This window comes from Agrococcus sp. KRD186 (assembly GCF_017168255.1).
Classification (GTDB): Bacteria; Actinomycetota; Actinomycetes; order Actinomycetales; family Microbacteriaceae; genus Agrococcus.
Window position 1 is genome coordinate 2,863,772 of record NZ_JABFAP010000001.1, and the last position, 20,367, is coordinate 2,884,138.

At 69.1% G+C, this 20,367-nt stretch carries 21 protein-coding genes and 1 pseudogene; 12 read left to right on the forward strand and 10 right to left on the reverse strand.

Translation table 11 applies throughout. From position 1 onward, the window contains the following. The 3 genes from J1M46_RS13920 to J1M46_RS13930 all read right to left on the reverse strand — a co-directional run bounded on the left by J1M46_RS13920 (position 1) and on the right by J1M46_RS13930 (position 1,059). On the reverse strand, positions 1 to 243 hold the full coding sequence (locus J1M46_RS13920; protein ID WP_206448325.1) for a helix-turn-helix domain-containing protein: 243 nt from the start codon (positions 241 to 243) through the stop codon (positions 1 to 3). Next, complete coding sequence (locus J1M46_RS13925) at positions 227 to 631, reverse strand: hypothetical protein (protein WP_206448326.1); 405 nt, start codon at positions 629 to 631, stop codon at positions 227 to 229. The genes J1M46_RS13920 and J1M46_RS13925 overlap by 17 nt, the downstream gene beginning before the upstream one ends. A gap of 137 nt (positions 632 to 768) precedes the next feature. After that, entirely contained in the window at positions 769 to 1,059 is a 291-nt protein-coding gene (locus J1M46_RS13930) for a hypothetical protein (protein WP_206448327.1), read from the reverse strand. Positions 1,060 to 1,177: 118 nt separating this feature from the next. Here J1M46_RS13930 and J1M46_RS15695 point away from each other — a divergent pair, with 118 nt between their 5' ends. Further along, positions 1,178 to 1,300, forward strand: coding sequence for a hypothetical protein (locus tag J1M46_RS15695; RefSeq protein WP_274606947.1), 123 nt, complete (start codon positions 1,178 to 1,180; stop codon positions 1,298 to 1,300). Between the two features lie 1,426 nt (positions 1,301 to 2,726). On the opposite strand, the pseudogene J1M46_RS13935 reads toward J1M46_RS15695, so the two are convergent. The 5 genes and pseudogenes from J1M46_RS13935 to J1M46_RS13955 all read right to left on the reverse strand — a co-directional run. After that, positions 2,727 to 3,815 (reverse strand): annotated as a pseudogene (locus tag J1M46_RS13935) (IS1634 family transposase); the annotation flags it as partial. A 196-nt stretch (positions 3,816 to 4,011) separates the two neighbouring features. Further along, on the reverse strand, positions 4,012 to 4,800 hold the full coding sequence (locus tag J1M46_RS13940) for an ABC transporter ATP-binding protein (protein WP_206448329.1): 789 nt from the start codon (positions 4,798 to 4,800) through the stop codon (positions 4,012 to 4,014). Next, a complete protein-coding gene (locus tag J1M46_RS13945; protein WP_206448330.1) occupies positions 4,797 to 5,792 on the reverse strand; it encodes an ABC transporter ATP-binding protein in 996 nt (331 codons plus the stop codon). The genes J1M46_RS13940 and J1M46_RS13945 overlap by 4 nt, the downstream gene beginning before the upstream one ends. Further along, entirely contained in the window at positions 5,785 to 6,801 is a 1,017-nt protein-coding gene (locus tag J1M46_RS13950) for a branched-chain amino acid ABC transporter permease (protein ID WP_206448331.1), read from the reverse strand. Before J1M46_RS13950 ends, J1M46_RS13945 begins: the two co-directional genes overlap by 8 nt. Position 6,802: 1 nt before the next feature. After that, positions 6,803 to 8,218 (reverse strand): branched-chain amino acid ABC transporter permease, encoded by a 1,416-nt coding sequence (locus J1M46_RS13955; protein ID WP_342384388.1) that lies wholly within the window; start codon positions 8,216 to 8,218, stop codon positions 6,803 to 6,805. 177 nt (positions 8,219 to 8,395) lie between these two features. Between J1M46_RS13955 and guaB the strand changes: the two genes are divergently transcribed. From guaB to J1M46_RS14005, 10 genes are all read left to right on the forward strand, one after another. Then, entirely contained in the window at positions 8,396 to 9,904 is a 1,509-nt protein-coding gene (gene guaB, locus J1M46_RS13960; RefSeq protein ID WP_206448332.1) for an IMP dehydrogenase, read from the forward strand. 252 nt (positions 9,905 to 10,156) lie between these two features. Then, a complete protein-coding gene (locus J1M46_RS13965; RefSeq protein WP_206448333.1) occupies positions 10,157 to 11,119 on the forward strand; it encodes a DUF4097 family beta strand repeat-containing protein in 963 nt (320 codons plus the stop codon). Beyond that, positions 11,116 to 11,910, forward strand: coding sequence for a PadR family transcriptional regulator (locus tag J1M46_RS15950; RefSeq protein ID WP_206448334.1), 795 nt, complete (start codon positions 11,116 to 11,118; stop codon positions 11,908 to 11,910). The genes J1M46_RS13965 and J1M46_RS15950 overlap by 4 nt, the downstream gene beginning before the upstream one ends. 69 nt (positions 11,911 to 11,979) lie before the next feature. Next, positions 11,980 to 13,104, forward strand: coding sequence for a GuaB3 family IMP dehydrogenase-related protein (locus tag J1M46_RS13975; protein ID WP_206448335.1), 1,125 nt, complete (start codon positions 11,980 to 11,982; stop codon positions 13,102 to 13,104). Positions 13,105 to 13,142: 38 nt separating this feature from the next. Beyond that, positions 13,143 to 14,927, forward strand: coding sequence for a glycerol-3-phosphate dehydrogenase/oxidase (locus J1M46_RS13980; protein ID WP_206448336.1), 1,785 nt, complete (start codon positions 13,143 to 13,145; stop codon positions 14,925 to 14,927). A 24-nt stretch (positions 14,928 to 14,951) separates the two neighbouring features. After that, positions 14,952 to 15,791 carry an SURF1 family cytochrome oxidase biogenesis protein gene (locus J1M46_RS13985; RefSeq protein WP_206448337.1) on the forward strand — a complete coding sequence of 280 codons (840 nt, stop codon included), beginning with the start codon at positions 14,952 to 14,954 and terminating at the stop codon, positions 15,789 to 15,791. Positions 15,792 to 15,813: 22 nt separating this feature from the next. After that, positions 15,814 to 16,353 carry a DUF3817 domain-containing protein gene (locus J1M46_RS13990; protein ID WP_342384389.1) on the forward strand — a complete coding sequence of 180 codons (540 nt, stop codon included), beginning with the start codon at positions 15,814 to 15,816 and terminating at the stop codon, positions 16,351 to 16,353. Next, entirely contained in the window at positions 16,353 to 17,924 is a 1,572-nt protein-coding gene (guaA, locus tag J1M46_RS13995; RefSeq protein ID WP_206448339.1) for a glutamine-hydrolyzing GMP synthase, read from the forward strand. Before J1M46_RS13990 ends, guaA begins: the two co-directional genes overlap by 1 nt. Before the next feature lie 288 nt (positions 17,925 to 18,212). Further along, entirely contained in the window at positions 18,213 to 18,458 is a 246-nt protein-coding gene (locus J1M46_RS14000; protein ID WP_206448340.1) for a CopG family transcriptional regulator, read from the forward strand. Then, on the forward strand, positions 18,455 to 18,799 hold the full coding sequence (locus J1M46_RS14005) for a type II toxin-antitoxin system PemK/MazF family toxin (RefSeq protein ID WP_206448341.1): 345 nt from the start codon (positions 18,455 to 18,457) through the stop codon (positions 18,797 to 18,799). The genes J1M46_RS14000 and J1M46_RS14005 overlap by 4 nt, the downstream gene beginning before the upstream one ends. Positions 18,800 to 18,852: 53 nt before the next feature. Here the strand turns inward: J1M46_RS14005 and J1M46_RS14010 are convergent, their stop codons facing one another. Together J1M46_RS14010 and J1M46_RS14015 are read right to left on the reverse strand one after the other, a co-directional pair. Further along, positions 18,853 to 19,260: a PIN domain-containing protein gene (locus J1M46_RS14010; RefSeq protein ID WP_206448342.1), complete on the reverse strand. Its 408-nt coding sequence runs from the start codon at positions 19,258 to 19,260 to the stop codon at positions 18,853 to 18,855. Continuing rightward, positions 19,257 to 19,517, reverse strand: coding sequence for a type II toxin-antitoxin system Phd/YefM family antitoxin (locus J1M46_RS14015; protein ID WP_206448343.1), 261 nt, complete (start codon positions 19,515 to 19,517; stop codon positions 19,257 to 19,259). The genes J1M46_RS14010 and J1M46_RS14015 overlap by 4 nt, the downstream gene beginning before the upstream one ends. 76 nt (positions 19,518 to 19,593) lie before the next feature. Between J1M46_RS14015 and J1M46_RS14020 the strand changes: the two genes are divergently transcribed. After that, positions 19,594 to 20,367, forward strand: coding sequence for a hypothetical protein (locus J1M46_RS14020; RefSeq protein ID WP_206448344.1), 774 nt, complete (start codon positions 19,594 to 19,596; stop codon positions 20,365 to 20,367).

The following is a 20,367-nucleotide window of genomic DNA, read 5'->3' on the forward strand; positions in this document are numbered from 1 at the left end:
CTAGGCACCTGGCGCGGCCCGCTCGCTCGGTAGATTCTGGGCGGGCGGGTCGAGCCAGAACATCTGCTCCAGGGGAGTTCGTAGTACTGCAGCGATCCGGAGCGCCAACGTCAGCATCGGTTCATGGGACATTCGCTCAACGGCGATGATCGTCTGTCGAGAGACTCCACACAGGGCGGCGAGCTCCTCCTGAGTCAGGCCCGCGTTCTTCCTGTAGTCGCGAACCCTATTCATCACTGACATTGCTGCTTGCCCTCCCAACGAGGACCCGTCGAACCCAGTAGGAAACGGCGATGGCAACCAGCACCGCGAGTCCGATCACCCAGGCGGGAAGGTCGGGTACGAGGGCCCCCAGAAGCAGGGCTGCGGCTGCTGCGACTGCCGAGTCTTTGAAGGCTCCGGCGCGAGCCTCCACATCCATTGCTCGCTCGACGCTTCCCAGCTCCATCGAGCGGTCCGTGCGGGCCTTGCGGTTCTTCGTGACTAGCACCGCGATCCCGGCGGCCGCGGGCGCCGCGACGAGGACGGCCAAGCGGAGCCATTCCAGCTCAAGCTGATCTGCGATTGCCAAGCCTGATGCCAGCACGAGAATGGCTATGGCTACGATCGTGATCCACGTTCGAAGTCTCATGGTGTTCCTCCGCAATGTAAAATCCTTCTTACATTCAGGATGCATGATCCGGTAGGTGACGTCAAGGCACGTGCGAGGGCGGGCGCGGCCGTCTATGACACTGGCATGACGAAGCCCTCCCACCGCATCGATCTTGCTCAGCTACGCGCAGAGCACGACGGCACCCACATCGGCATCAGGTTGGAGGCGCACTTCGACCGGGCAGCTGCGCTTGCTCGCCCGATCCTGGCTGACGCATCGTGAGCGACACCACCGACGACCACCCGCCCGCCGAGATCGTGGACGAGCTCCGCGGTGACCTGCTCGCGCACTGGCCGCGCGCTCAGGCGTTCACCGTGGCGATCGGCGACAGCCGCGACCTGGTCCTCGACGGTTGGCTGCACGCCGGCGGCCACGTCATCGCCGAGTTCCACGAGCTGCGCGAGCACATACGCGCGAGGGCGACGAGCCACGGCCGGCCGCGATCGCCGCCACGCTCCGCGACGCCCTGCTCGAGGAGCGCCAGGCAGCGCGCGACGCCGGGCCGCCAGCCGGCACGGGACTACCTTGCGGCTGCGCGAGGTGTGCCGCTACCTCGGCGAGACCGCCGCACGGCGGGCCGGGGTCGACGCCGTCGATAGGATCATCGTCGACGGCCGGTTCGTGCCGACGAACCCCGCGCACCGCTGAACGGTCGACCTGCTCAGCCCCGACGCGGACCCGAGCGACGTGCTGCGTCTGGCACGCCCGATCACCGAAATCGCCTGGACAACGACATTACGAGACACGCCCTAGACCAGAAGCTCCAACTGAGCCTCGTCATGCGCGGACCCGAGACGCTCGACGATCGTGCGCAGGTCCCGCGTCTTCGGCGCGATCTCCACCGCCGTCGCGCGCGAGGCGGTCCTCACCTTCCGCATGAACAGCCCACCGGAGCAGCATTAGTGCGTAACGCGCGCACCAAGAACCCCGGGAAGAATCAAGGCAGTCAAGCCCTCCGCGCGCGAACTGGACTCGAAGTGGCACGATCCAGGTCACGCCGACGTGACACCAGGGGCATCCGTCGACAGCAGCGCGTTGATGGACGCCGAGAACATCTCACGCACCAGGTTCGGGGATGCCTGCTCGACGTGCTCGCGCAGGAAACGGGCATGGTTGACACTGTGAGCGACAGTCCTTTCGAGACGGACGTGAAGAGTTCTCCCGAGGGATCACATGGCGATCGTCACTACGTTCGCTGCGACGCGATCACCGGAGAGTCGTACACCGCTCTGCCGGACGCAACCCCTCACAACCTCAACCGCGGTGGCAAGAACTTTCAGCGGAACTGGAGATGAGTCTGAACGGCCTCATATCCGGCTCGACACCATACTTCTCCGTTCTGTCCAGCGCTTCTCCAGAGTGAGTAGTTGATGTAGAACTGGGTACCGCCGACTCGTTCGCATCCAAGCGACATACGCCACTGACTCATGCCGGCCGGCAGGGACCAGCATGTACCGGATGAGCCATCGTCCGTAATTGCGATCCCGCAATTCGCGGCGGCTTGCGCTGGAGCGGCAGCAATCATTGATGCCGCCCCGATGGCGCAAACCGCGAGAAGGCTTGAGATCCCATGCCTTGTTGCATTTTCGAGCTTCATCACTTCTCCGAACTGGTCGTGCGCTGCTTGAGCCGTCTCGGGTGCTGCTATTTTGGGCGAATCACCGGAATTGCACGTTGACTTGAATTGCGTTGTAGCCAAGTGAGCAGACCGCGTCAGCGTTCTGATTTGCCCACCGCCACAAGGAATAGCTGACGTAGAACTGGCTGCCACCGATGCGTTGGCAACCTACGGCAGCACGGAACTGTGTCTTCCCCACGGGGAGCAACCAGCAGTTTGCGGTGCCGTAGCCTTTCGTCGCCGAGATCGAAGTGGCACATCCATAGTCAGCTGCAGAAGCGGCGGCGCCGCCGACAAATAGTCCAGCAAAGACGATAGTCGCGACACTGGCAGCCGCCGCGACTCTTCGCGATCCATATGTGCGACGCATCTATATCTCCATTCTTCGATGAACCGACCGTTCGACGATTCTTCATGAGATTTCGTTTGGCAGGCTGAGACCTGGATCGTGCCAAGTTAGTGCCCCATGGCCGACCTGAGTTTGGTGAGGATCTCGGCGGCTTCGCCGGTGGCAGGGGTCTGGGCGGTGATCCGGTGTCCGTCGACGCTGATCACGATGTCGCGCAGCGGCTTGAGGGCGCGGACGATGCGGCGGATCGAGGCGCCGGTGGTCGCGTGCAGGTGGCGGCTGATGGCGAGGGCGCAGAACACGATCGTGAGGTGCGCCTGGATCGAGTCCTCCTGCGCATGGAACATCGGTCGCGCCTTGAGGTCGGTCTTGGCCATCCGGAATGACGCTTCTACCTGGAACAGGTCGTGGTACGCGGCGACCACGCCGGCCCCGTCGAGCACGTCCTCGGGGATGTTGGCGACATAGCCTTTGAGCCCCTGCCAGGTGCGCGCCTTCTCGATCTGTGCCCAGTTGACGCCGACGCTCTTCCCGTCGATCGTGACGAACCGGTCCCGCTTCGCCGGCCGGGAGCCGTCGGCGATCTTCTCCGCGCGCTCGATCTGCTTGTTGAGGGTGAGGTTGTCGCGCTTGTCTCGTTTGAACGAGTAGTGCCAGACCACCCGCCGCTTCCGCGCCTGCTCGCCTCTGCCCATCGTGCGCTGCGTCTCGATGATCTGCCCATCGGCGAACGCGTTCCCGTGCCGCTCGAAATGCGGTGTCAGGTCGTGCGGGGCGGAGGAGGTGCGGGAGCCGACGATGAACCGGAACCCGGCGTCCTCGACAGCGTTCAGGTTCGCCGCCGAGAGCATGCCGGCATCGGCGACCACCACCAGCTCCTCGACGCCGTGGCGGGCGCGGAAGGCGTCCAGCACCGGCAGCAGCGTGAGCGTCTCGCCCTTGTTGCCGGGGAACGCGTGCACCTCCAGCGGGAAGCCGCCGGCGTCGACGAGCAGGCCGACCAGGATCTGCGGATCCACGCGCCGTTCCTTGCTCATGCCGACCTTCCGCAGCGCGTCTTCGTACTCGGCCTCGAAATACAGCGTGGTCACGTCATAGAGGACCAGCGTGAGCGCGCCAGCCCGGGTCGCGTGCGCATACGCGGCCTCCGCAGCCGTTGCGCGAACATACCCACTTGGGCAGTCTAGAAGCGCCCGATTAGTGCCCCGCACGGACACCAAGAACCCCGGAAACTCAAGGCAGAATGACCATCAGGTCACGAAATCCGGCCGAGGTGGCACGATCCAGGTGAGAGTGCGCTGTGAAAAGATGCGCTCACGGCACGGAAGTTCTGGAGCCTTCAACAGTCAAGGTCGATGTGGCCCAGTTCGCTTGCTTGATTCGGCTACACGACTACACGTGATCTGAGGATGCCGAAGGAGCCGTCTTCGCCTTCTCCTCGACGTCGGTCGCGAGCGTGCCGAGGTAGAGCTGAATGACCTTGGGGTCGTTCAGCATCTCTCGGCCGGTTCCCGTGTAGGCGTCCTTGCCCTGGTCGAGCACGTACGCGCGGTGCGAGATCTGCAGGCAGCGCCGGGCGTTCTGCTCCACCATCACGATCGTCACGCCGTGGCTGTTGATCTCTGCCACGCGCAGGAACGTCTCGTCCTGGCGCACCGGGCTCAGGCCGGCGCTCGGCTCGTCGAGGAGCAGCACCGAGGGGTCCATCATGAGCGCGCGGCCCATCGCGACCATCTGGCGCTCGCCGCCGGAGAGGCTGCCGGCGCGCTGCTTGCGGCGCGACACGAGCTCGGGGAACAGGGCCCCGACGAACTCGAAGCGCTCCTTGAACATCTTCGGCGCCTGGAACAGGCCCATCTCGAGGTTCTCCTCGATCGTGAGCGAGGGGAACACGTTGTTGTTCTGCGGCACCATGCCGACGCCCCTGCCGACCAGCTTGTCGGCCTTGAGCCCGGAGATGTCCTCCCCGTGCAGCAGGATCTCGCCGCCGCGGACGTTCACCTGCCCGAAGACCGCCTTCAGCAGCGTCGACTTGCCGGCGCCGTTCGGTCCGATGATGCCGATCAGGTCGCCCTGGTTGGCCACGATCGAGCAGCCGTTGAGGATGTTGACGCCGGGCAGGTAGCCGGCGACGAGCTCCTTGGTCTCGAGCACCGGGGTGCTCGTGGCGCTGTCGGTCATCGCTTGCCCTCCTCATGGTCGGCATCCGTCGCCGGCTGCGCATCGGCAGCCGGCGTGCGCTGCTCGGCACCGGGTGCTCCGGCGTCGATGGGCACCTCGTCCTCGGCGGCCCCGTGGATCTGCGCCACCTGCTGGTTGGTCAGCGTGCCCAGGTCGGTGTCGTGGTGCGCGCCCAGGTAGGCGTCGACGACCGCCTGGTTGTGCATGATCGTCTCGGGCGGACCCTCGGCGACGATCTTGCCCTCGGCCATCACGATCACCCAGTCGGAGATATGGCGCACCATGTGCATGTCGTGCTCGACGAAGAGCACCGTCATGCCGTCCTCCTTCAGGCCCTTCACGTGGTCGAGCAGCGACTGCGTCAGCGCCGGGTTGACGCCGGCCATCGGCTCATCGAGCATCACCAGGGTCGGCTCGCTCATGAGCGCGCGTGCCATCTCGAGCAGCTTGCGCTGGCCGCCCGAGAGCGACGCGGCGTAGTCCTCGCGCTTGGTGTCGAGCTTGAAGCGGGCCAGCAGGCTGTCCGCCCGCTTGATGTTGGCCTCCTCCTGCGCCCTCCACAGCGGGCGCACGAGCGCGGCGAAGATGCCCTCGCCGCGCTGGTCGCGCGCGCCCAGCAGCATGTTCTGCAGCACCGTCAGGCGGCCGAGCGACTTCGTCAGCTGGAAGGTGCGCACCATGCCGCGCCGCGCCACCTTGTGGCTGGGCACGTGCGCGAGCGACTGGCCCTCGAACGACCAGGTGCCCTTGTTGGGGCGGTCGAAGCCGGTGAGCAGGTTGAAGAAGGTGGTCTTGCCGGCGCCGTTCGGCCCGATCAGCGCCGTGATGGCGCCGCGCGGGATCTCGGCGTGCTCGACGTCGACGGCCGTCAGGCCACCGAACTGCCGCACGACGCCATCGGCGATGACGATCGGGTCGACCTTCTTGCAGCCGGGGCCGACCTCGCCGTCGACGAGCGGGTGCGTCGTCGGGGGAGTGGTGGTCTCAGACATGGAACGACAGCTCCTTCTTGTTGCCCAGGATGCCTTGCGGTCTGAATACGACGATCGCTATCAGCGCGAGGCCGACGAGCACGAACCGCAGCTGGCCGGCCTGGGTGCCGGTCATGTCGCCGAAGGCGCCGATCGACTGCAGCCCGCTCAGCAGGCCGCCGGTGAACGACAGCAGCACCCAGAACAGGATGGAGCCGAGCAGCGGGCCGATCACGGTGGCGGCACCGCCGAGCAGCAGAGCCGTCCAGATGTAGAAGGTCATGGCGGTGGCGAAGTTGTCCGGCTGCACCGCTCGGGGCAGCACGAACATGATGCCGGCGAGCCCGCCGATCACACCGCCGAGGATGAGCGCCTGCATCTTGTAGCCGTAGACGTTCTTGCCCAGCGACCGCACCGCATCCTCGTCCTCACGGATGCCCTTGATGACGCGGCCCCACGGGCTGCGCATGAGCAGCCAGACGATGATGAGCGCCACGATCACAAGGCCCCAGGCGAGGATGCGGATCCAGGTGTCGTAGGCGCTGCCGGCCCAGGGGCCGAAGCCGTAGGTGGAGCCGGTGAGCGGGTTGAGCGCGTCGACGTCGCCCTTGTAGTCCTGCCCGCGCAGGCCCTGGGAGCCGCCCGTGATCGCCGAGTACTCGGAGGTGCGCATCGTGAAGCGCACGATCTCTGCCGCCGCGATCGTGACGATCGCGAGGTAGTCGCCGCGCAGCCGGAGCGTCGGGATGCCGAGCAGCAGCGCGAAGGCGACTGCCGCCACGATCGCCACGAGGACGGCGGTCAGGAAGGACAGCCACACGGGCCACCCGAGCGTCGCCGTCGGGTCGACCTGCATCGTGAAGATGGCGAAGGCATACGCGCCGATCGCCATGAACGCGGCGTGGCCGAAGTTCAGCAGCCCGGTGTAGCCGAAGTGCACGTTGAGGCCGATCGTGGCGAGTGCGAAGGCTGCCGTGGTGGGGGAGAGGATCTCGCCCGCGGCATTGCTGAGAATCGCGAGGAAGTCCATGTCAACCAACCCTTTCCCTGCGACCGAGGATGCCCTGCGGTCGGAACAGCAGCACCAGGATCAGCGCCAGCAGCGCCACGGCATAGCGCAGGTCGGCGGCGATCCAGAGCGTCGAGAGCTCGGTGACGAGCCCGACCACGACAGCGCCGACGAGGGCGCCGAACGCGCTGCCGAGGCCGCCGAGGGTGACGCCCGCGAACAGCAGCAGCAGCACGGTGAAGCCGACGTCCCACTTGATGTTCGCGCCGATGAAGTACGTGTAGAGGATGCCGGAGCCGCCGGTGAGCAGCGCGCCGAGCACCCAGACGATGCGGATGACGCGGTCGACGTCGATGCCGGAGGCCGAGGCCAGGGAGGCGTTGTCGCTCACCGCGCGCGTGGCCTTGCCGAGCCGCGTGCGGGTGAGGAACAGGCCGACGGCGACGAGTACGAAGATCGCGATGACCATGCTCACGACATCGCCCGTCCGCATCACGATCGGACCGACGTTCAGGATGTCGCCGCGCGGCACCGAGAGGCCGAGGATGCCGCCGCCGATGAGGAACTGGAAGAAGTAGCGCAGTGCGATCGAGAGTCCGATCGTCACGATCAGCACCTGCACCAGCCCGACGCCGCGCTTTCGCAGAGGTTTGAAGATCGCCCAGTCGTGCATCCAGCCGAGGGCCGCTGACGCCGCGAGCGTGACGATCACCGCGATCCAGACGGGCCAGTTGACCAGCGTCGTGGTGGCATAGAAGACGACGCCGCCGAAGGTGAGCAGCTCGCCGTGCGCGAAGTTGCTGACTCCGGTGGTGCCGTAGATCAGCGTGATGCCGATGGCGCCGAGCGCCATGAGCAGACCGAAGCTGAGGCCCGACACCGAGCGTGCCAGCACCGTCGACCAGAAGCTGCTGTCGGTGGTGCCGGTTGCGGCACTGCCGCCGCCCGGATCGGCCGAGTCGCCGCCCGTGCCGCCGGTCCCCGGCTCGGCACCGGTGCCGCCTTCGCCGCCGGTGCCGCCGCCGCCCGCGCCCTGGAGCGGGAAGAGCACACCGATCTGCGACGTACTGGCGGTCGTGAACTCGCGGCTCTCGAACTCCGCCGGGTCGCGCAGCGAGATGCCGTCCGGCAGCGTGGCCGGGTCGATCGAGACGGTGTAGGTGCCGGGATCGGCCACGCCGATCGACCATGCACCGCTCGCATCCGTCGCGGCCGTCTCTTCGACGCCGTTGCCGGAGACGGTGATCTCGACGCCCTCGAGCGGGGTCTGCCCGTCGCGGATGATGCCCTGGAACGTGTACTGATCGGTGGATTCGGTGCTCGGGAGATCTGCGGCGGTGGCCGCAGCCGCTCCGCCCGCGATCATCCCCAGCGCAGCAAGGCCGACGACGATCGCTCGTCGCAGCCCTCCGCGTCGAGGTCTGCTGGACGTCTTCACATGTCCTCCATGTTGTGGGGCTGCGCTGCCCTGGGGAATGCCGCGTGCATCTTGCCCGTTACATCGGTGGTGACACAGTAGCGGCCACGCGAGCCGCTCCGTGTCCATTTCAGCGTCACCGGAAGCGAGAATGCCTGGATGCGGCGGGACCGTTACCGAATAGATACGATGGAAGCGATGGAAATGCGCAACCCCTTCGGCCCCGTAGGCCTGACCTATGACGACGTCATGCTGCTTCCGGGCCGCACGGATGTGATCCCCTCCGAGGCCGACACGGGCACCCGTCTCTCGCGCCGCATCCGCCTCTCCATGCCGCTCGTCTCGAGCGCGATGGACACCGTGACAGAGGATCGCATGGCGATCGCCATGGCACGCCAGGGCGGCATCGGCATCGTGCACCGCAACCTCTCGATCGCCGACCAGGCCGGCATCGTCGACCGGGTGAAGCGCTCGGAGTCGGGCATGATCACCGACCCGCTCACCACCACTGCCGACGCGACGATCGAAGAGGTCGACCGCATCTGCGGCGAGTTCAAGGTCTCGGGCCTGCCGGTCGTCGACGCCGAGGGCATCCTCGTCGGCATCATCTCCAACCGCGACATGCGCTTCGTGACCCGCGGCGAGTTCGCGACGACGCGCGTGCGCGACGTCATGACGCCGGCGCCGCTGCAGACCGCCAAGGTCGGCATCTCGCGCGAGGAGGCGTTCGACTTCTTCGCCCGCACGAAGCTCGAGAAGCTGCCGCTCGTCGATGACGACGGCCGCCTGCACGGCCTGATCACGGTCAAGGACTTCGACAAGGTCGAGCAGTACCCGAACGCCACGAAGGATGCGCACGGTCGACTGCGCGTCGGTGCAGCGATCGGCTTCTTCGGCGACGCCTTCGACCGGGCGGTGGCGCTCGCGGCCGAGGGCGTCGACGTGATCGTGGTCGACACCGCCAACGGCGAGAGCCAGGGCGTGCTCGACATGGTCGCGGGCCTCAAGGGCGACTCGCGCTTCGACGAGATCGACATCATCGGCGGCAACGTCGCCACCTACGAGGGTGCAGCGGCGCTCATCGAGGCGGGCGTCGACGCGGTGAAGGTCGGCGTCGGCCCGGGTTCGATCTGCACCACACGCGTCGTCTCCGGCGTCGGCGTGCCGCAGGTCTCCGCCATCTACGACGCGGCACGGGCCGCGCACGACGCCGGCACGGGCATCCCGGTCATCGCCGACGGCGGCCTGCAGTACTCGGGCGACATCGCCAAGGCGCTCGTCGCCGGCGCCTCGTCGGTCATGCTCGGCTCGCTGCTCGCGGGCACGAGCGAGAGCCCGGGCGACTTGGTGCTGGTGAACGGCAAGCAGTTCAAGGCCTACCGCGGCATGGGTTCGCTCGGCGCGATGCAGACCCGTGGCAAGAAGACCTCGTACTCGCGCGACCGCTACTTCCAGGCCGACGTGCCGAGCGACGAGCAGCTCATCGCCGAGGGCATCGAGGGCCAGGTGCCCTATCGCGGCCACCTCGGCACGGTCGCCTACCAGCTGGTCGGCGGCCTGCGGCAGTCGATGTTCTACACCGGCGCGCGCACGATCGACGAGCTGCAGCAGAAGGGCCGCTTCGTGCAGATCACCGCCGCCGGCCTCAAGGAGTCGCACCCGCACGACATCCAGATGGTCGTCGAGGCGCCGAACTACCGCCGCTAGCCGGCGAGCACTGCTTTCACGGACCCGTTCGGGATTCGGGGACCCCCCAGAGCGGGTCCCCGGGTCTCGAACGGGTCCGTTCTGCGTGTGCGGCGCGGCCCGGGAGCAATCGGCGCGGCGCGGGCAGGGCGGCGCGGCTTCGGTCGACAGGGGTTGCGCATCAGCCCAGACGCGATATATCGTGACTTCCACGTAACGCGATATATCGCGAGTGGCGGCCGCCGGGGCCGGCGCGCAGGGCAGGAGAGCACGATGAACGAGCAGTGGAGCGGCGGGTCCGACGCCTTCGGCGCGCAGGGCGGCGGCGGGCCGGAGGGCTTCGGCGCGCAGGAGAGCGTCGACACGCATGGCAGCGGCGACACCAGGCCGCGCAGCGCATCGGGCGCGGCAGCGTCGGGCGCCGACGCGATCTCCGAGCGCTGGACGATCGGCGAGGGCCAGAGCCGCGTCATCGACCTCGACGCGGTGACCGCGCTGCGCGTGGGCATCGTCGGCGGCAGCGTCGACATCGTCGGCCACGACGAGCCGACCGCGCGGGTCGAGGTGCACCGCGTCGAGGGTCGCGACCTCACGGTCACGCTCGAGCAGGGTCGCCTCTCGATCTCCCACCCGAAGGTGAGCTGGGATGACGTGTGGGAGTCGGTGAAGGCGCTCGTGGGCGTGCGCGCGCGGGTCGAGCTGAGCATCGTCGTGCCCAGGCAGGTGGCGCTGTCGCTGGGCCAGGTCAACGCATCCGCCCTGGTCACCGGCCTGCGCTCGCGCGCGAGCCTCAGCACGGTCTCGGGGGCGATCCAGGTCGAGTCGCACGAGGGCGATCTCGACCTCAACACCGTCTCGGGCGATGTTGAGGTCTCCGGCGGCACCGGCCGGCTTTCGGTGCACGGCGTCTCGGCGAGCGTCACCGCCTCCGGCGCGCTCGAGCACATCGGCATCGACACCGTCAGCGGCGAGGTGCTGCTCGACGTGCACGGCTCGCCGCGCGGCATCACGGCGAACTCCGTCTCGGGCGACGTCACGGTGCGGCTCGACGCCGGTCAGGGCGTGCGCGCCACCACCCGCACGGTCTCGGGCCGCGGCTCGGTCGCGGGGGTCGCGATGCCCAAGCGCGGCGGGCGCGAGAGTGTCGACGGCGCGAACGCGTTCGACTTCAGCGCCAGCACCGTCTCGGGCGACGTCACGATCGTGCAGCGGGACGGCACGCGGAGGGGCGCATGACCCCCGTCTTCGGCCACGGTGCGCTGCGGCTCTACCTGCTGAGCCTGCTGGCCGAGGCGCCCCGCCACGGCTACGAGCTCATGCAGGCGCTCGAGCATCGCTTCGGCGGCACCTACTCGCCCAGCGCGGGCACCATCTACCCGCGGCTGGCGAAGCTCGAGGAGGAGGGGCTGGTCACCAAGACGGTCGACGGCCGCAAGTCGACCTACACGATCACCGACGCCGGCCGAGCCGAGCTGCGCGAGCGGGAGGGCGAGCTGCACTCGCTCGAGAGTGAGATCACCGACTCGGTGCGGCGGATGGCCTCCGACGTGCGGGCGAGCGTGCGCTCGGCCATGCAGGGCCTGCGCGCCGACCTCGCGGAGGCCGAGCGCGACGCCCGCAGCGCCGCCCGCCGCCCCGGCTCTGCGAGCGCGCGCACCGGCGGCGTCGGCGAACCGAGCGCGCCGCGACCCGACGCGCACGAGCGGCCGGACGCATCCGCCCCCGAACCGCCGGCATGGGCCGGCGCCCAGGGGGCCGACGCCAGCTGGGCCGACTCCCCATGGACCGGAGCCCCCGGGTCGCCGCAGGCTCCCGATTCGCGAGCGGATGCGTCGCACACGGCCCGCAAGGCCGCAGCGCGCATGGCGGTCCACGACGTCGACCTCGCGCTGAGCGACTTCCGGCAGCAGGTGCGCGAGGCAGCCCGTCGGCAGCGCGGCGAGCACATGACCACCGAGCGCGCCGCGACCGTGCGGCGCGAGCTGGAGGCGGCGCTGCTGCGGATCAAGAGCGTGCTCGGCGGCTGAGCGGACCGGCGGCCGATCGAGGAGCCCAACCTGGGCGGCCGCCCGGATCGGCGGCGATAGGCTGGCGAGGTGACGGAGATCGAGATCGGCCGCAGCAAGCGCGCTCGTACGGGCTACGGGTTCGACGACATCAGCATCGTGCCGTCCCGGCGCACGCGCGACAGCGATCTGGTCTCGCTGCAGTGGCAGATCGACGCGTTCAAGTTCGAGATCCCCGTGCTGGGCGCCCCGACCGACTCGGTGATGAGCCCCGCGACCGCGATCGCGCTCGGGCGTGCCGGCGGCCTCGGCGTGCTCAACCTCGAGGGCGTCTGGACGCGCTACGACGACCCCGAGCCGCTGCTGGCCGAGATCGCCGGCCTGCCCGCCGACCTCGCCACCAACCGCATGCGCGAGATCTACGCGGAGCCGATCAAGCCCGAGCTGATCCGTGACCGGCTGGCGCAGATCCGCGACGCCGGCGTCGTCGTCTCCGGCAGCCTCAGCCCGCAGGCGGTGCAGGAGCACTACGAGACCGTGCTCGCCGCAGGCGTCGACCTGATGGTGATCCGCGGCGCGACCGTGAGCGCCGAGCACGTCTCGGCCGAGCAGGGCACGCCCCTCAACCTCAAGCAGTTCATCTACGAGCTCGACGTGCCCGTGGTGGTCGGCGGCGTCGTCACCTACACGGCGGCGCTGCACCTGATGCGCACGGGCGCGGCAGGCGTGCTCGTCGGCTTCGGCGGCGGTGCCGCATCCACGAGCGAGCGCGTGCTGGGCGTCGCGGCCCCGATGGCGACCGCGGTCAGCGACGTCGCCGCCGCCCGCCGCGACTACCTCGACGAGTCGGGCGGTCGCTACGTGCACGTCATCGCCGACGGCTCGCTGGGCACCTCCGGCCAGGTCGTGAAGTCGCTCGCCTGCGGCGCCGACGGCGTCATGCTCGGCACCGCGCTCGCGCGCGCCACCGACGCCCCCGGGCGCGGATGGCACTGGGGCCCAGAGGCCCACAACCAGAAGCTGCCGCGCGGCAACCGTGTGCAGGTCGACCAGGTCGGTCAGCTCGACGTGGTGCTGAACGGCCCCTCGCCCGTCGCCGACGGGACGGCGAACATCATGGGCGCTCTGCGCAAGGCCATGTCGACGACCGGCTACAAGGATCTCAAGGAGTTCCAGCGGATCGACGTGGTCGTCGAGGCGAACCCACCGCGCTAGAGAAGCCCCGATCGGGGCGACGTACCGAAGGAGGATCCATGGCTGAGACCACCAACAGCGTGAGTCGGTCGAGGAAGCTCGGCCCCGAGGAGCGCGCTGCCGCTCTTCGCTCGATGCGCGACCGCGAGGTCGACGTGCTCGTGATCGGCGGCGGCATCGTCGGCGCCGGCGCGGCGCTCGACGCCGTCACCCGCGGCCTGCGGGTTGGGCTGATCGAGGCGCGCGACTTCGCCTCCGGCACCTCGAGCCGCTCGTCGAAGCTCATCCACGGCGGCATCCGCTACCTCGAGCAGATGAACTTCGAGCTCGTGCGCGAGGCGCTCGTCGAGCGCGGCCTGCTGCTGCAGCGCCTCGCCCCGCACCTGGTGAAGCCCGTGCAGTTCCTCTACCCGCTCGAGACGCCCGTGGTCGAGCGCGCGTACATCGGCGCGGGCATGGCGATGTACGACGCGTTCAGCTACACGGGTTTCATGAAGCCCGGTGTGCCGCTGCACCGCCACCTGTCGAAGAAGCGGCTGCAGAAGGAGATCCCCTCCCTCGACACCGAGAAGGTCATCGGCGGCCTCTCCTACTACGACGCGCAGATGGACGACGCCCGCTACGTCGCCACCGTCGCGCGCACCGCATCCTTCTACGGCGCCCACGTGGCCAGCCGCGTGCGCGCCGAGGGCTTCCTGAAGGTCGGCGAGCGGGTCGTCGGCGTGCAGGCGCACGACTACGAGACCGGTGAGCAGTTCGAGATCCGCGCCAAGCAGGTCGTCAACGCCACCGGCGTCTGGACGGGCGACACCCAGGCGATGGTCGGCGCTCGCGGCGAGATCAAGGTGCGCGCCTCGAAGGGCGTGCACCTGGTGGTGCCGCGCGACCGCTTCCACTCGACCATGGGCATGATCCTCCGCACCGAGAAGAGCGTGCTGTTCGTCATCCCGTGGGGCCGGCACTGGATCGTCGGCACCACCGACACCGACTGGCAGCTCGACAAGGCGCACCCCGCCGCGACCGCCGCCGACATCGACTACATCCTCGACAACGTCAACCGGGTGCTCTCCACGAAGCTCACGCGCGCCGACGTCGAGGGCGTCTACGCGGGGCTGCGCCCGCTGCTGTCCGCCGGCGACGGCGGCTCGACCGCGAAGCTCTCGCGCGAGCACCACGTCGGCCACACCGTGCCGGGCCTGGTGATCATCGCGGGCGGGAAGTTCACCACCTACCGTGTGATGGGCAAGGACGCGATCGACGAGGTCGCCACCTCGCTCGACGGCAAGGTGCCCGAGTCGTGCACGGCCGACATCCCGCTGCTGGGCGCGGAGGGCTACAAGGCGGCCTGGAACAAGCGCTCGAAGATCGCGCGTGCCTTCGGCCTCCACAAGCACCGCATCGAGCACCTGCTGAACCGCTACGGCACGCTCACCGACGAGCTGCTCGACATGATCCGCAAGGACGAGTCGCTCGCCGAGCCGCTGCCGGGCGCCGACGACTACATCGGGGCGGAGGTGCGCTACGCCTGCACCCATGAGGGCGCGCTGCACCTCGACGACGTGCTCGCCCGCCGCACCCGCATCTCGATCGAGGCGTGGGACCGCGGCGTCGCCGCAGCCCCGGTCGCCGCACGGATCATGGCGGATGCGCTGGGCTGGGATGACGCGCGCGTCGAGCAGGAGGTCAACACCTACAACAAGCGGGTGGCAGCCGAGCTGCAGAGCCAGGAGCTGCCGGACGACGAATCGGCCGACCGCGCGCGCCTGGAGGCACCCGACATCGTGCCGCTGAGCGCGCTGCCGACGGCCGACACCGTGCGCACCCGCCCGGAGCCCGCCGCCTGATCCACCGATAGGCTGGGGGTGCCCATGAGCACCCCTCGCCCCACCTTCAAGCAGGTCGCCAAGCGACCCCGGTGGATCGGCGTGCTCGCGCTCTGCCTCCTGGTCGCGGGCGTGTTCGCGCTGCTCGGCCAGTGGCAGATCGAGCGTGCCGTCGAACAGGGCCAGACCGACGAGCGCGACACCGAGACGGCCGTGCCGCTCACGCAGGTCGCCGAGCCGACCGCGACCCTCACCACCGAGGCTGGCGGCCGCATGGTCGGCTTCTCGGGCACTTGGGTGGCGGAGGACTTCGACACGCTCGTCGGCCGCCAGCAGGACGAGCGCACCGGCGCATGGGTGATCGGCCGCATGCTGATCGAGCAGCCCGACGGGCAGCCGGCCTCGCTGCCGGTCGCGCTGGCCTGGTTCGCCGACCCAGCCGCCGCCGACGCCCGCGTCGCCGAGCTCACGGCTGCTGCCGGTGCGACGGATGCCTCCGGCGAGCTGGTCGGGCGACTGATGCCCACCGAGGCACCCACGCAGGGCGACATCCGCGAGGGCACCAGCGAGGCGATGTCGGTCGCCGCGCTCATCAACCAGTGGAGCGACTACAACGGCCTGGTCTACGGGTCGTATGCGATCCTCGACGAGCCGTCGGCAGCCGCATCCGGGGCCCTCACCGAGAGCGCGCAGCCGATCATCTCGATGCGGCCGGTGAGCGACACGCAGCTGAACTGGCTGAATGTGTTCTACGCGGTCGAGTGGGTCGCGTTCATGCTGTTCGCGTTCTACCTCTGGTACCGGCTGGTGAAGGATGCGCACGAGCGCGAGATCGAGGCGATCGAGGACGAAGAGGCGGCTGCCGCCGCGGCCGCGGGCACCTGAACCGCTCGATAGACTGGCACCCGTGCCCCGCCCTATCGAACAGCTGCCGCAGATCCGCACCGCCATCAAGTTCTACCGCGTGATGTCGTGGGTGACGGGAATGTTCCTGCTGCTGCTGGTGGCCGAGATGGTGCTGAAGTACTCGCCCACGCACGTCGAGATCTTCGCGTTCGGCGCCTCCGGCCCGCTCGCGCTGGAGGCCGTCGTGCCCGGCGCAGGCTGCCAGTGGTACTCGCTGTTCGTGCCCGGCGGCATGGGCTGCGAGATCGTCTCGCTCGGCGAGGGCGGCATCAACATCTCGCTGATGATCCTGATCGTGCACGGCTGGATCTACGTCGTCTACCTGCTCGCGAGCTTCCGGCTCTGGAGCCTGCTGCGCTGGCCCTTCCCGCGCCTGCTGGCGATGGCGGCGGGCGGCGTGGTGCCGTTCCTGTCGTTCTTCGTCGAGCACCGCATGCACCGCGTCGCCCTGGCCGACCTCGCGCGACTGGAGGCCGAGAAGGCCAGCCGCGACAGCGCATCCGCCGTCTCCTCCTCCGCTCCCACCTCGAAGGAAGCCTGATGTCCGACACCGCTCAGCGGCCCGTGCTCGTGGTCGACTTCGGCGCGCAGTACGCGCAGCTCATCGCGCGCCGCGTGCGCGAGGCCGACGTCTACAGCGAGATCGTGCCCTCCACCATCACGGCTGACGAGGTGCGCGCCAAGGACCCGGCGGCGATCGTGCTCTCGGGCGGCCCCTCGAGCGTCTACGCCGAGGGCGCGCCGCGGCTCGACGAGGGCATCCTCGAGCTCGGGATCCCCACCTTCGGCATCTGCTACGGCTTCCAGGTGATGGCCGCGCAGCTCGGCGGCACCGTCGCCCACACCGGCCGGCGCGAGTACGGCTCTACGGCGATGACGGTGGATGCGGCCGGTTCCCTGCTCGACGGGCAGCCCGGGGCGCAGACGGTGTGGATGAGCCACGGCGACTCGGTCTCGCAGGCGCCGGAGGGCTTCACGGTGCTCGCGACCACCGCAGACACCCCGGTGGCCGCGTTCGAGCACCGCGAGCGGAAGCTGGCCGGCGTGCAGTGGCACCCGGAGGTCAAGCACTCGGAGCACGGCCAGCGCGTGCTGGAGTCGTTCCTGCACGACATCGCGGGCCTGCCGGGCGACTGGGACTCGGGTTCGATCATCGAGGAGCAGGTCGCGCGCATCCGCGAGCAGGTCGGCACCGACCGCGTCATCTGCGGGCTCTCCGGCGGCGTCGACTCGGCGGTCGCCGCGGCGCTCGTGCACGAGGCGGTCGGCGACCAGCTGGTGTGCATCTTCGTCGACCACGGCCTGCTGCGCCAGGACGAGCGCGAGCAGGTCGAGCAGGACTACGTCGCCTCAACGGGCGTGCGGCTCGTGACGGTGGATGCGCGGGAGCAGTTCATGACGGCGCTCGCCGGGGTCACAGACCCGGAGACGAAGCGCAAGATCATCGGGCGCGAGTTCATCCGCGCCTTCGAGCAGGCGGAGCGCGACCTGGCCGCGGAGGCGGCCGCCGACGGGCAGCCGATCCGCTGGCTCGTGCAGGGCACGCTCTACCCCGACGTGGTCGAGTCGGGCGGCGGCACCGGCACCGCCAACATCAAGAGCCACCACAACGTCGGCGGCCTGCCCGACGACCTGCAGTTCCAGCTCATCGAGCCGCTGCGGGCGCTGTTCAAGGACGAGGTGCGTGCCATCGGCCGCGAGCTCGGCCTGCCGGAGGTCATCGTCGGCCGCCAGCCCTTCCCCGGGCCGGGCCTGGGCATCCGCATCATCGGCGAGGTCACCGAGGAGCGGCTCGACATCCTGCGGCGAGCGGATGCGATCGCTCGCGCCGAGCTGACGGCGGCCGGTCTCGACGGGGAGATCTGGCAGTGCCCCGTGGTGCTGCTGGCCGACGTGCGCTCGGTGGGCGTGCAGGGCGACGGCCGCACCTACGGCCACCCGGTGGTGCTTCGCCCGGTCTCCTCCGAGGACGCCATGACCGCCGACTGGACGCGCGTGCCCTACGACGTGCTCGCCCGCATCTCGAACCGCATCACGAACGAGGTCGCCGAGATCAACCGGGTCGTGCTCGACGTGACGTCGAAGCCGCCGGGGACGATCGAGTGGGAGTGACGGGGCAGTAGCGCGCCGGTCGCGCAGTCTGCTCCTCAGCTCAGACAATGCAGAGGTCCGGATGCCCGCAAGGGGCACCCGGACCTCTGCATAACTCGACACCCCGCAGACCGCGGGACCGGCGCTCGCGCGGGGCGGGGCTCGCCGCACATGCGGTCGGGCTGAGATGTGCACGCGACGATGGCCGCGTTCCGCGGAACCTCGCTCGCCGTCGCTGCGACGCGTCCGGCGGCGTGCACATCTCAGCCGCACGAGCAGCCGCGGGTATAACGAGTTATACTTGTGAGCATGAAGACTGCGATCTCGATCCCGGACGGCGACTTCGAGCGGTTCGAACGATTGGCCGCTCGTCACGGCATGAACCGGTCGGAGTTCTACCGCCTCGCGGGCCGCCGCCTTGCCGATGACCTTGAGGGCGACTCTGAGCTGACCGCGCTGGCGGATTCGGTCATCGCACGTGTCGGCCAGCCTGGGGCAGGCAGCCTGTTCGTGCGTGAGACGGAGCGCACGATGCTCGAGAGCACGGAGTGGTGATCGCCCACGGAGATGTCGTGTGGGTGGACTTCGGCTCGCCTCGCGGCTCAGAGCCTGCCAAGCGACGCCCGGCCGTCGTGATGCAGGAGGACTGGCTGCTCGCGACGCAGATCGCGACGGTGCTCGTCGTGCCGCTGACATCGAACGTCGCGCTCGAGGCCTTTCCAGGCAACGTGCTCGTGCCGGTCGATGCCTCCGGCCTCGACAAGGATGCTGTCGCACTGGTGACCCAGGTCGGCCCCGTCAGCCGCGAGTTCGTGGAGCCGTATGCAGTCGGGCGCATCCCTGGGTACATCCAGATGAAGATTGCTGACGGCATCCGTCTCGCGCTTGGGATCTAGCGGTTCAGGCAGGCACGGGTTGGGCGGAAGTCTCGCGCACGAAGCCGACGAGCTCAGACTCGAATGATCTCGATGCCAGCGACGCCGGCGAGCGGATCGAAGTCGGCATCCTGCGTCGCGAGCGGCAGCCCATGTGCTGCAGCGGTTGCTGCGATCCACAGATCGTTCACGTTGATGCGTCGACCCGCTTCGCGGAGATGCACCCGCAGCCGTGCCCAGTGCGCTGCGACTTCCGCCGTGACCGGCAGCAGAGTGATGTCGGCCACCATGCCGAGCGTGCCGAGCCTGCGAGCGCGGGTGTCGACGTCACCTGCCAGAAGCACGCCCGCCTGGAGTTCGGCAATCGTCACCGGGCTGACCGCGCCGTGATCGGGCAGCGCAGCCAGGTCGATCGGCCTACCTGACTCGATCGCGATGAACACGCTGGTGTCGAGGAGGACGTCTGGCGAAAGCGCCTTCACTGGATGGGGCCGAGGTCATCGGTCGTGTCGCCCGCCAGCAGCGCAAGGTCGTCACGAAGCCCGGGATCTGCTTGAAAGTGCTGCAGGCGGCGCGCGAGCTCCTCCCGCGAGATGGGCCTCCGGGCGTCGTTGTCGATCGGGAAGAGCTGCGCGACGGGTCGGCCGCGCGAGGTGATCGTCACCGACTCACCGCCTTCCACGCGTCTGAGCACTTCGGCGGTGTTGTTCCGCAGCTCTCGTGCAGCGATCTCGACCATGCGACGAATGTAGCACTCTGTAGTCCTTCGGCGACAGAGGCGATGCGGTCGCGGTGCGGTGGGGGATCATGAGTGCATGATGCAGCAGCTGGAACAGGCTCGGGGCGCGCGAGCGCTGGCCCTGTGGACAGTCGCTGCGGGGTTCATCGGCGCCGTGCTCACGGGGCTGTCGGCCGCGAGCTGGCTGCAGGGATTCCTGCGGTTCGGATGCTCGTGGAGCGTGGGCGGCACCGAGTCGCCCAGCCCAGCCGACGGCGGCTGGGTGTGCGGAGACGGCATCGTGCTGTTCCTTCCCGGCGCCGCGATCCTCGTGCTGGGAGGGCTCGCGGTGCTGACGGCCGCGCTGCTCTTCCTCGCGGTGTGGAGGCGGGTGCGCGAGCGAGCTGCGGCGCTCGCGTCCGCCGCGCTGCTGGCCGTCGTGCCCACCGTGGTGACGTGCCTCGTGATGCTGCGTGACGCATCCGTGCACGACGGCAACGCGCAAGAGGCGATCGCAGCGGGGGCGGGGTCACGGCTGGCGCAGTGGAACGAGTTCGCGCTGCCTGCCCTGATCGCCACGGTCGCCGCGGCGTGTCTCGCGGCGGTCGGCCTCTGGCTGCGGGCAAGGGGCCGCAGCCGCCGGGTCGCGGGTGCGCTCGTGATCGGCGCGCTCGCGCTGCTGCTGGTCTCGGCGGCGCTGTCGATCCTCGGCACGCTCTCGCTCGGCCTGGTCGCGGCGGGGATCATCGCGGGGGCGTGGTCGCTGTCGGCGACGGTCGGGCATGAGCCGGGCGGGCTCCCAGGGGCGACGCCGCAAGAGAGTTCTGCGCCGATGTCGATCGAGGGCGTTCCCGATCGACGTCCTGAGTGA

What these genes read in the sequence shown, in the direction of transcription:
- J1M46_RS13920 (WP_206448325.1), bottom strand. Translation starts at nt 243, where the DNA reads ATGTCAGTGATGAATAGGGTTCGCGACTACAGGAAGAACGCGGGCCTG.
- J1M46_RS13925 (WP_206448326.1), bottom strand. Translation starts at nt 631, where the DNA reads ATGAGACTTCGAACGTGGATCACGATCGTAGCCATAGCCATTCTCGTG.
- J1M46_RS13940 (WP_206448329.1), bottom strand. Translation starts at nt 4,800, where the DNA reads ATGACCGACAGCGCCACGAGCACCCCGGTGCTCGAGACCAAGGAGCTC.
- J1M46_RS13945 (WP_206448330.1), bottom strand. Translation starts at nt 5,792, where the DNA reads ATGTCTGAGACCACCACTCCCCCGACGACGCACCCGCTCGTCGACGGC.
- J1M46_RS13950 (WP_206448331.1), bottom strand. Translation starts at nt 6,801, where the DNA reads ATGGACTTCCTCGCGATTCTCAGCAATGCCGCGGGCGAGATCCTCTCC.
- guaB (WP_206448332.1), top strand. Translation starts at nt 8,396, where the DNA reads ATGGAAATGCGCAACCCCTTCGGCCCCGTAGGCCTGACCTATGACGAC.
- J1M46_RS13965 (WP_206448333.1), top strand. Translation starts at nt 10,157, where the DNA reads ATGAACGAGCAGTGGAGCGGCGGGTCCGACGCCTTCGGCGCGCAGGGC.
- J1M46_RS15950 (WP_206448334.1), top strand. Translation starts at nt 11,116, where the DNA reads ATGACCCCCGTCTTCGGCCACGGTGCGCTGCGGCTCTACCTGCTGAGC.
- J1M46_RS13980 (WP_206448336.1), top strand. Translation starts at nt 13,143, where the DNA reads ATGGCTGAGACCACCAACAGCGTGAGTCGGTCGAGGAAGCTCGGCCCC.
- J1M46_RS13985 (WP_206448337.1), top strand. Translation starts at nt 14,952, where the DNA reads ATGAGCACCCCTCGCCCCACCTTCAAGCAGGTCGCCAAGCGACCCCGG.
- guaA (WP_206448339.1), top strand. Translation starts at nt 16,353, where the DNA reads ATGTCCGACACCGCTCAGCGGCCCGTGCTCGTGGTCGACTTCGGCGCG.
- J1M46_RS14000 (WP_206448340.1), top strand. Translation starts at nt 18,213, where the DNA reads ATGAAGACTGCGATCTCGATCCCGGACGGCGACTTCGAGCGGTTCGAA.
- J1M46_RS14015 (WP_206448343.1), bottom strand. Translation starts at nt 19,517, where the DNA reads ATGGTCGAGATCGCTGCACGAGAGCTGCGGAACAACACCGCCGAAGTG.
- J1M46_RS14020 (WP_206448344.1), top strand. Translation starts at nt 19,594, where the DNA reads ATGATGCAGCAGCTGGAACAGGCTCGGGGCGCGCGAGCGCTGGCCCTG.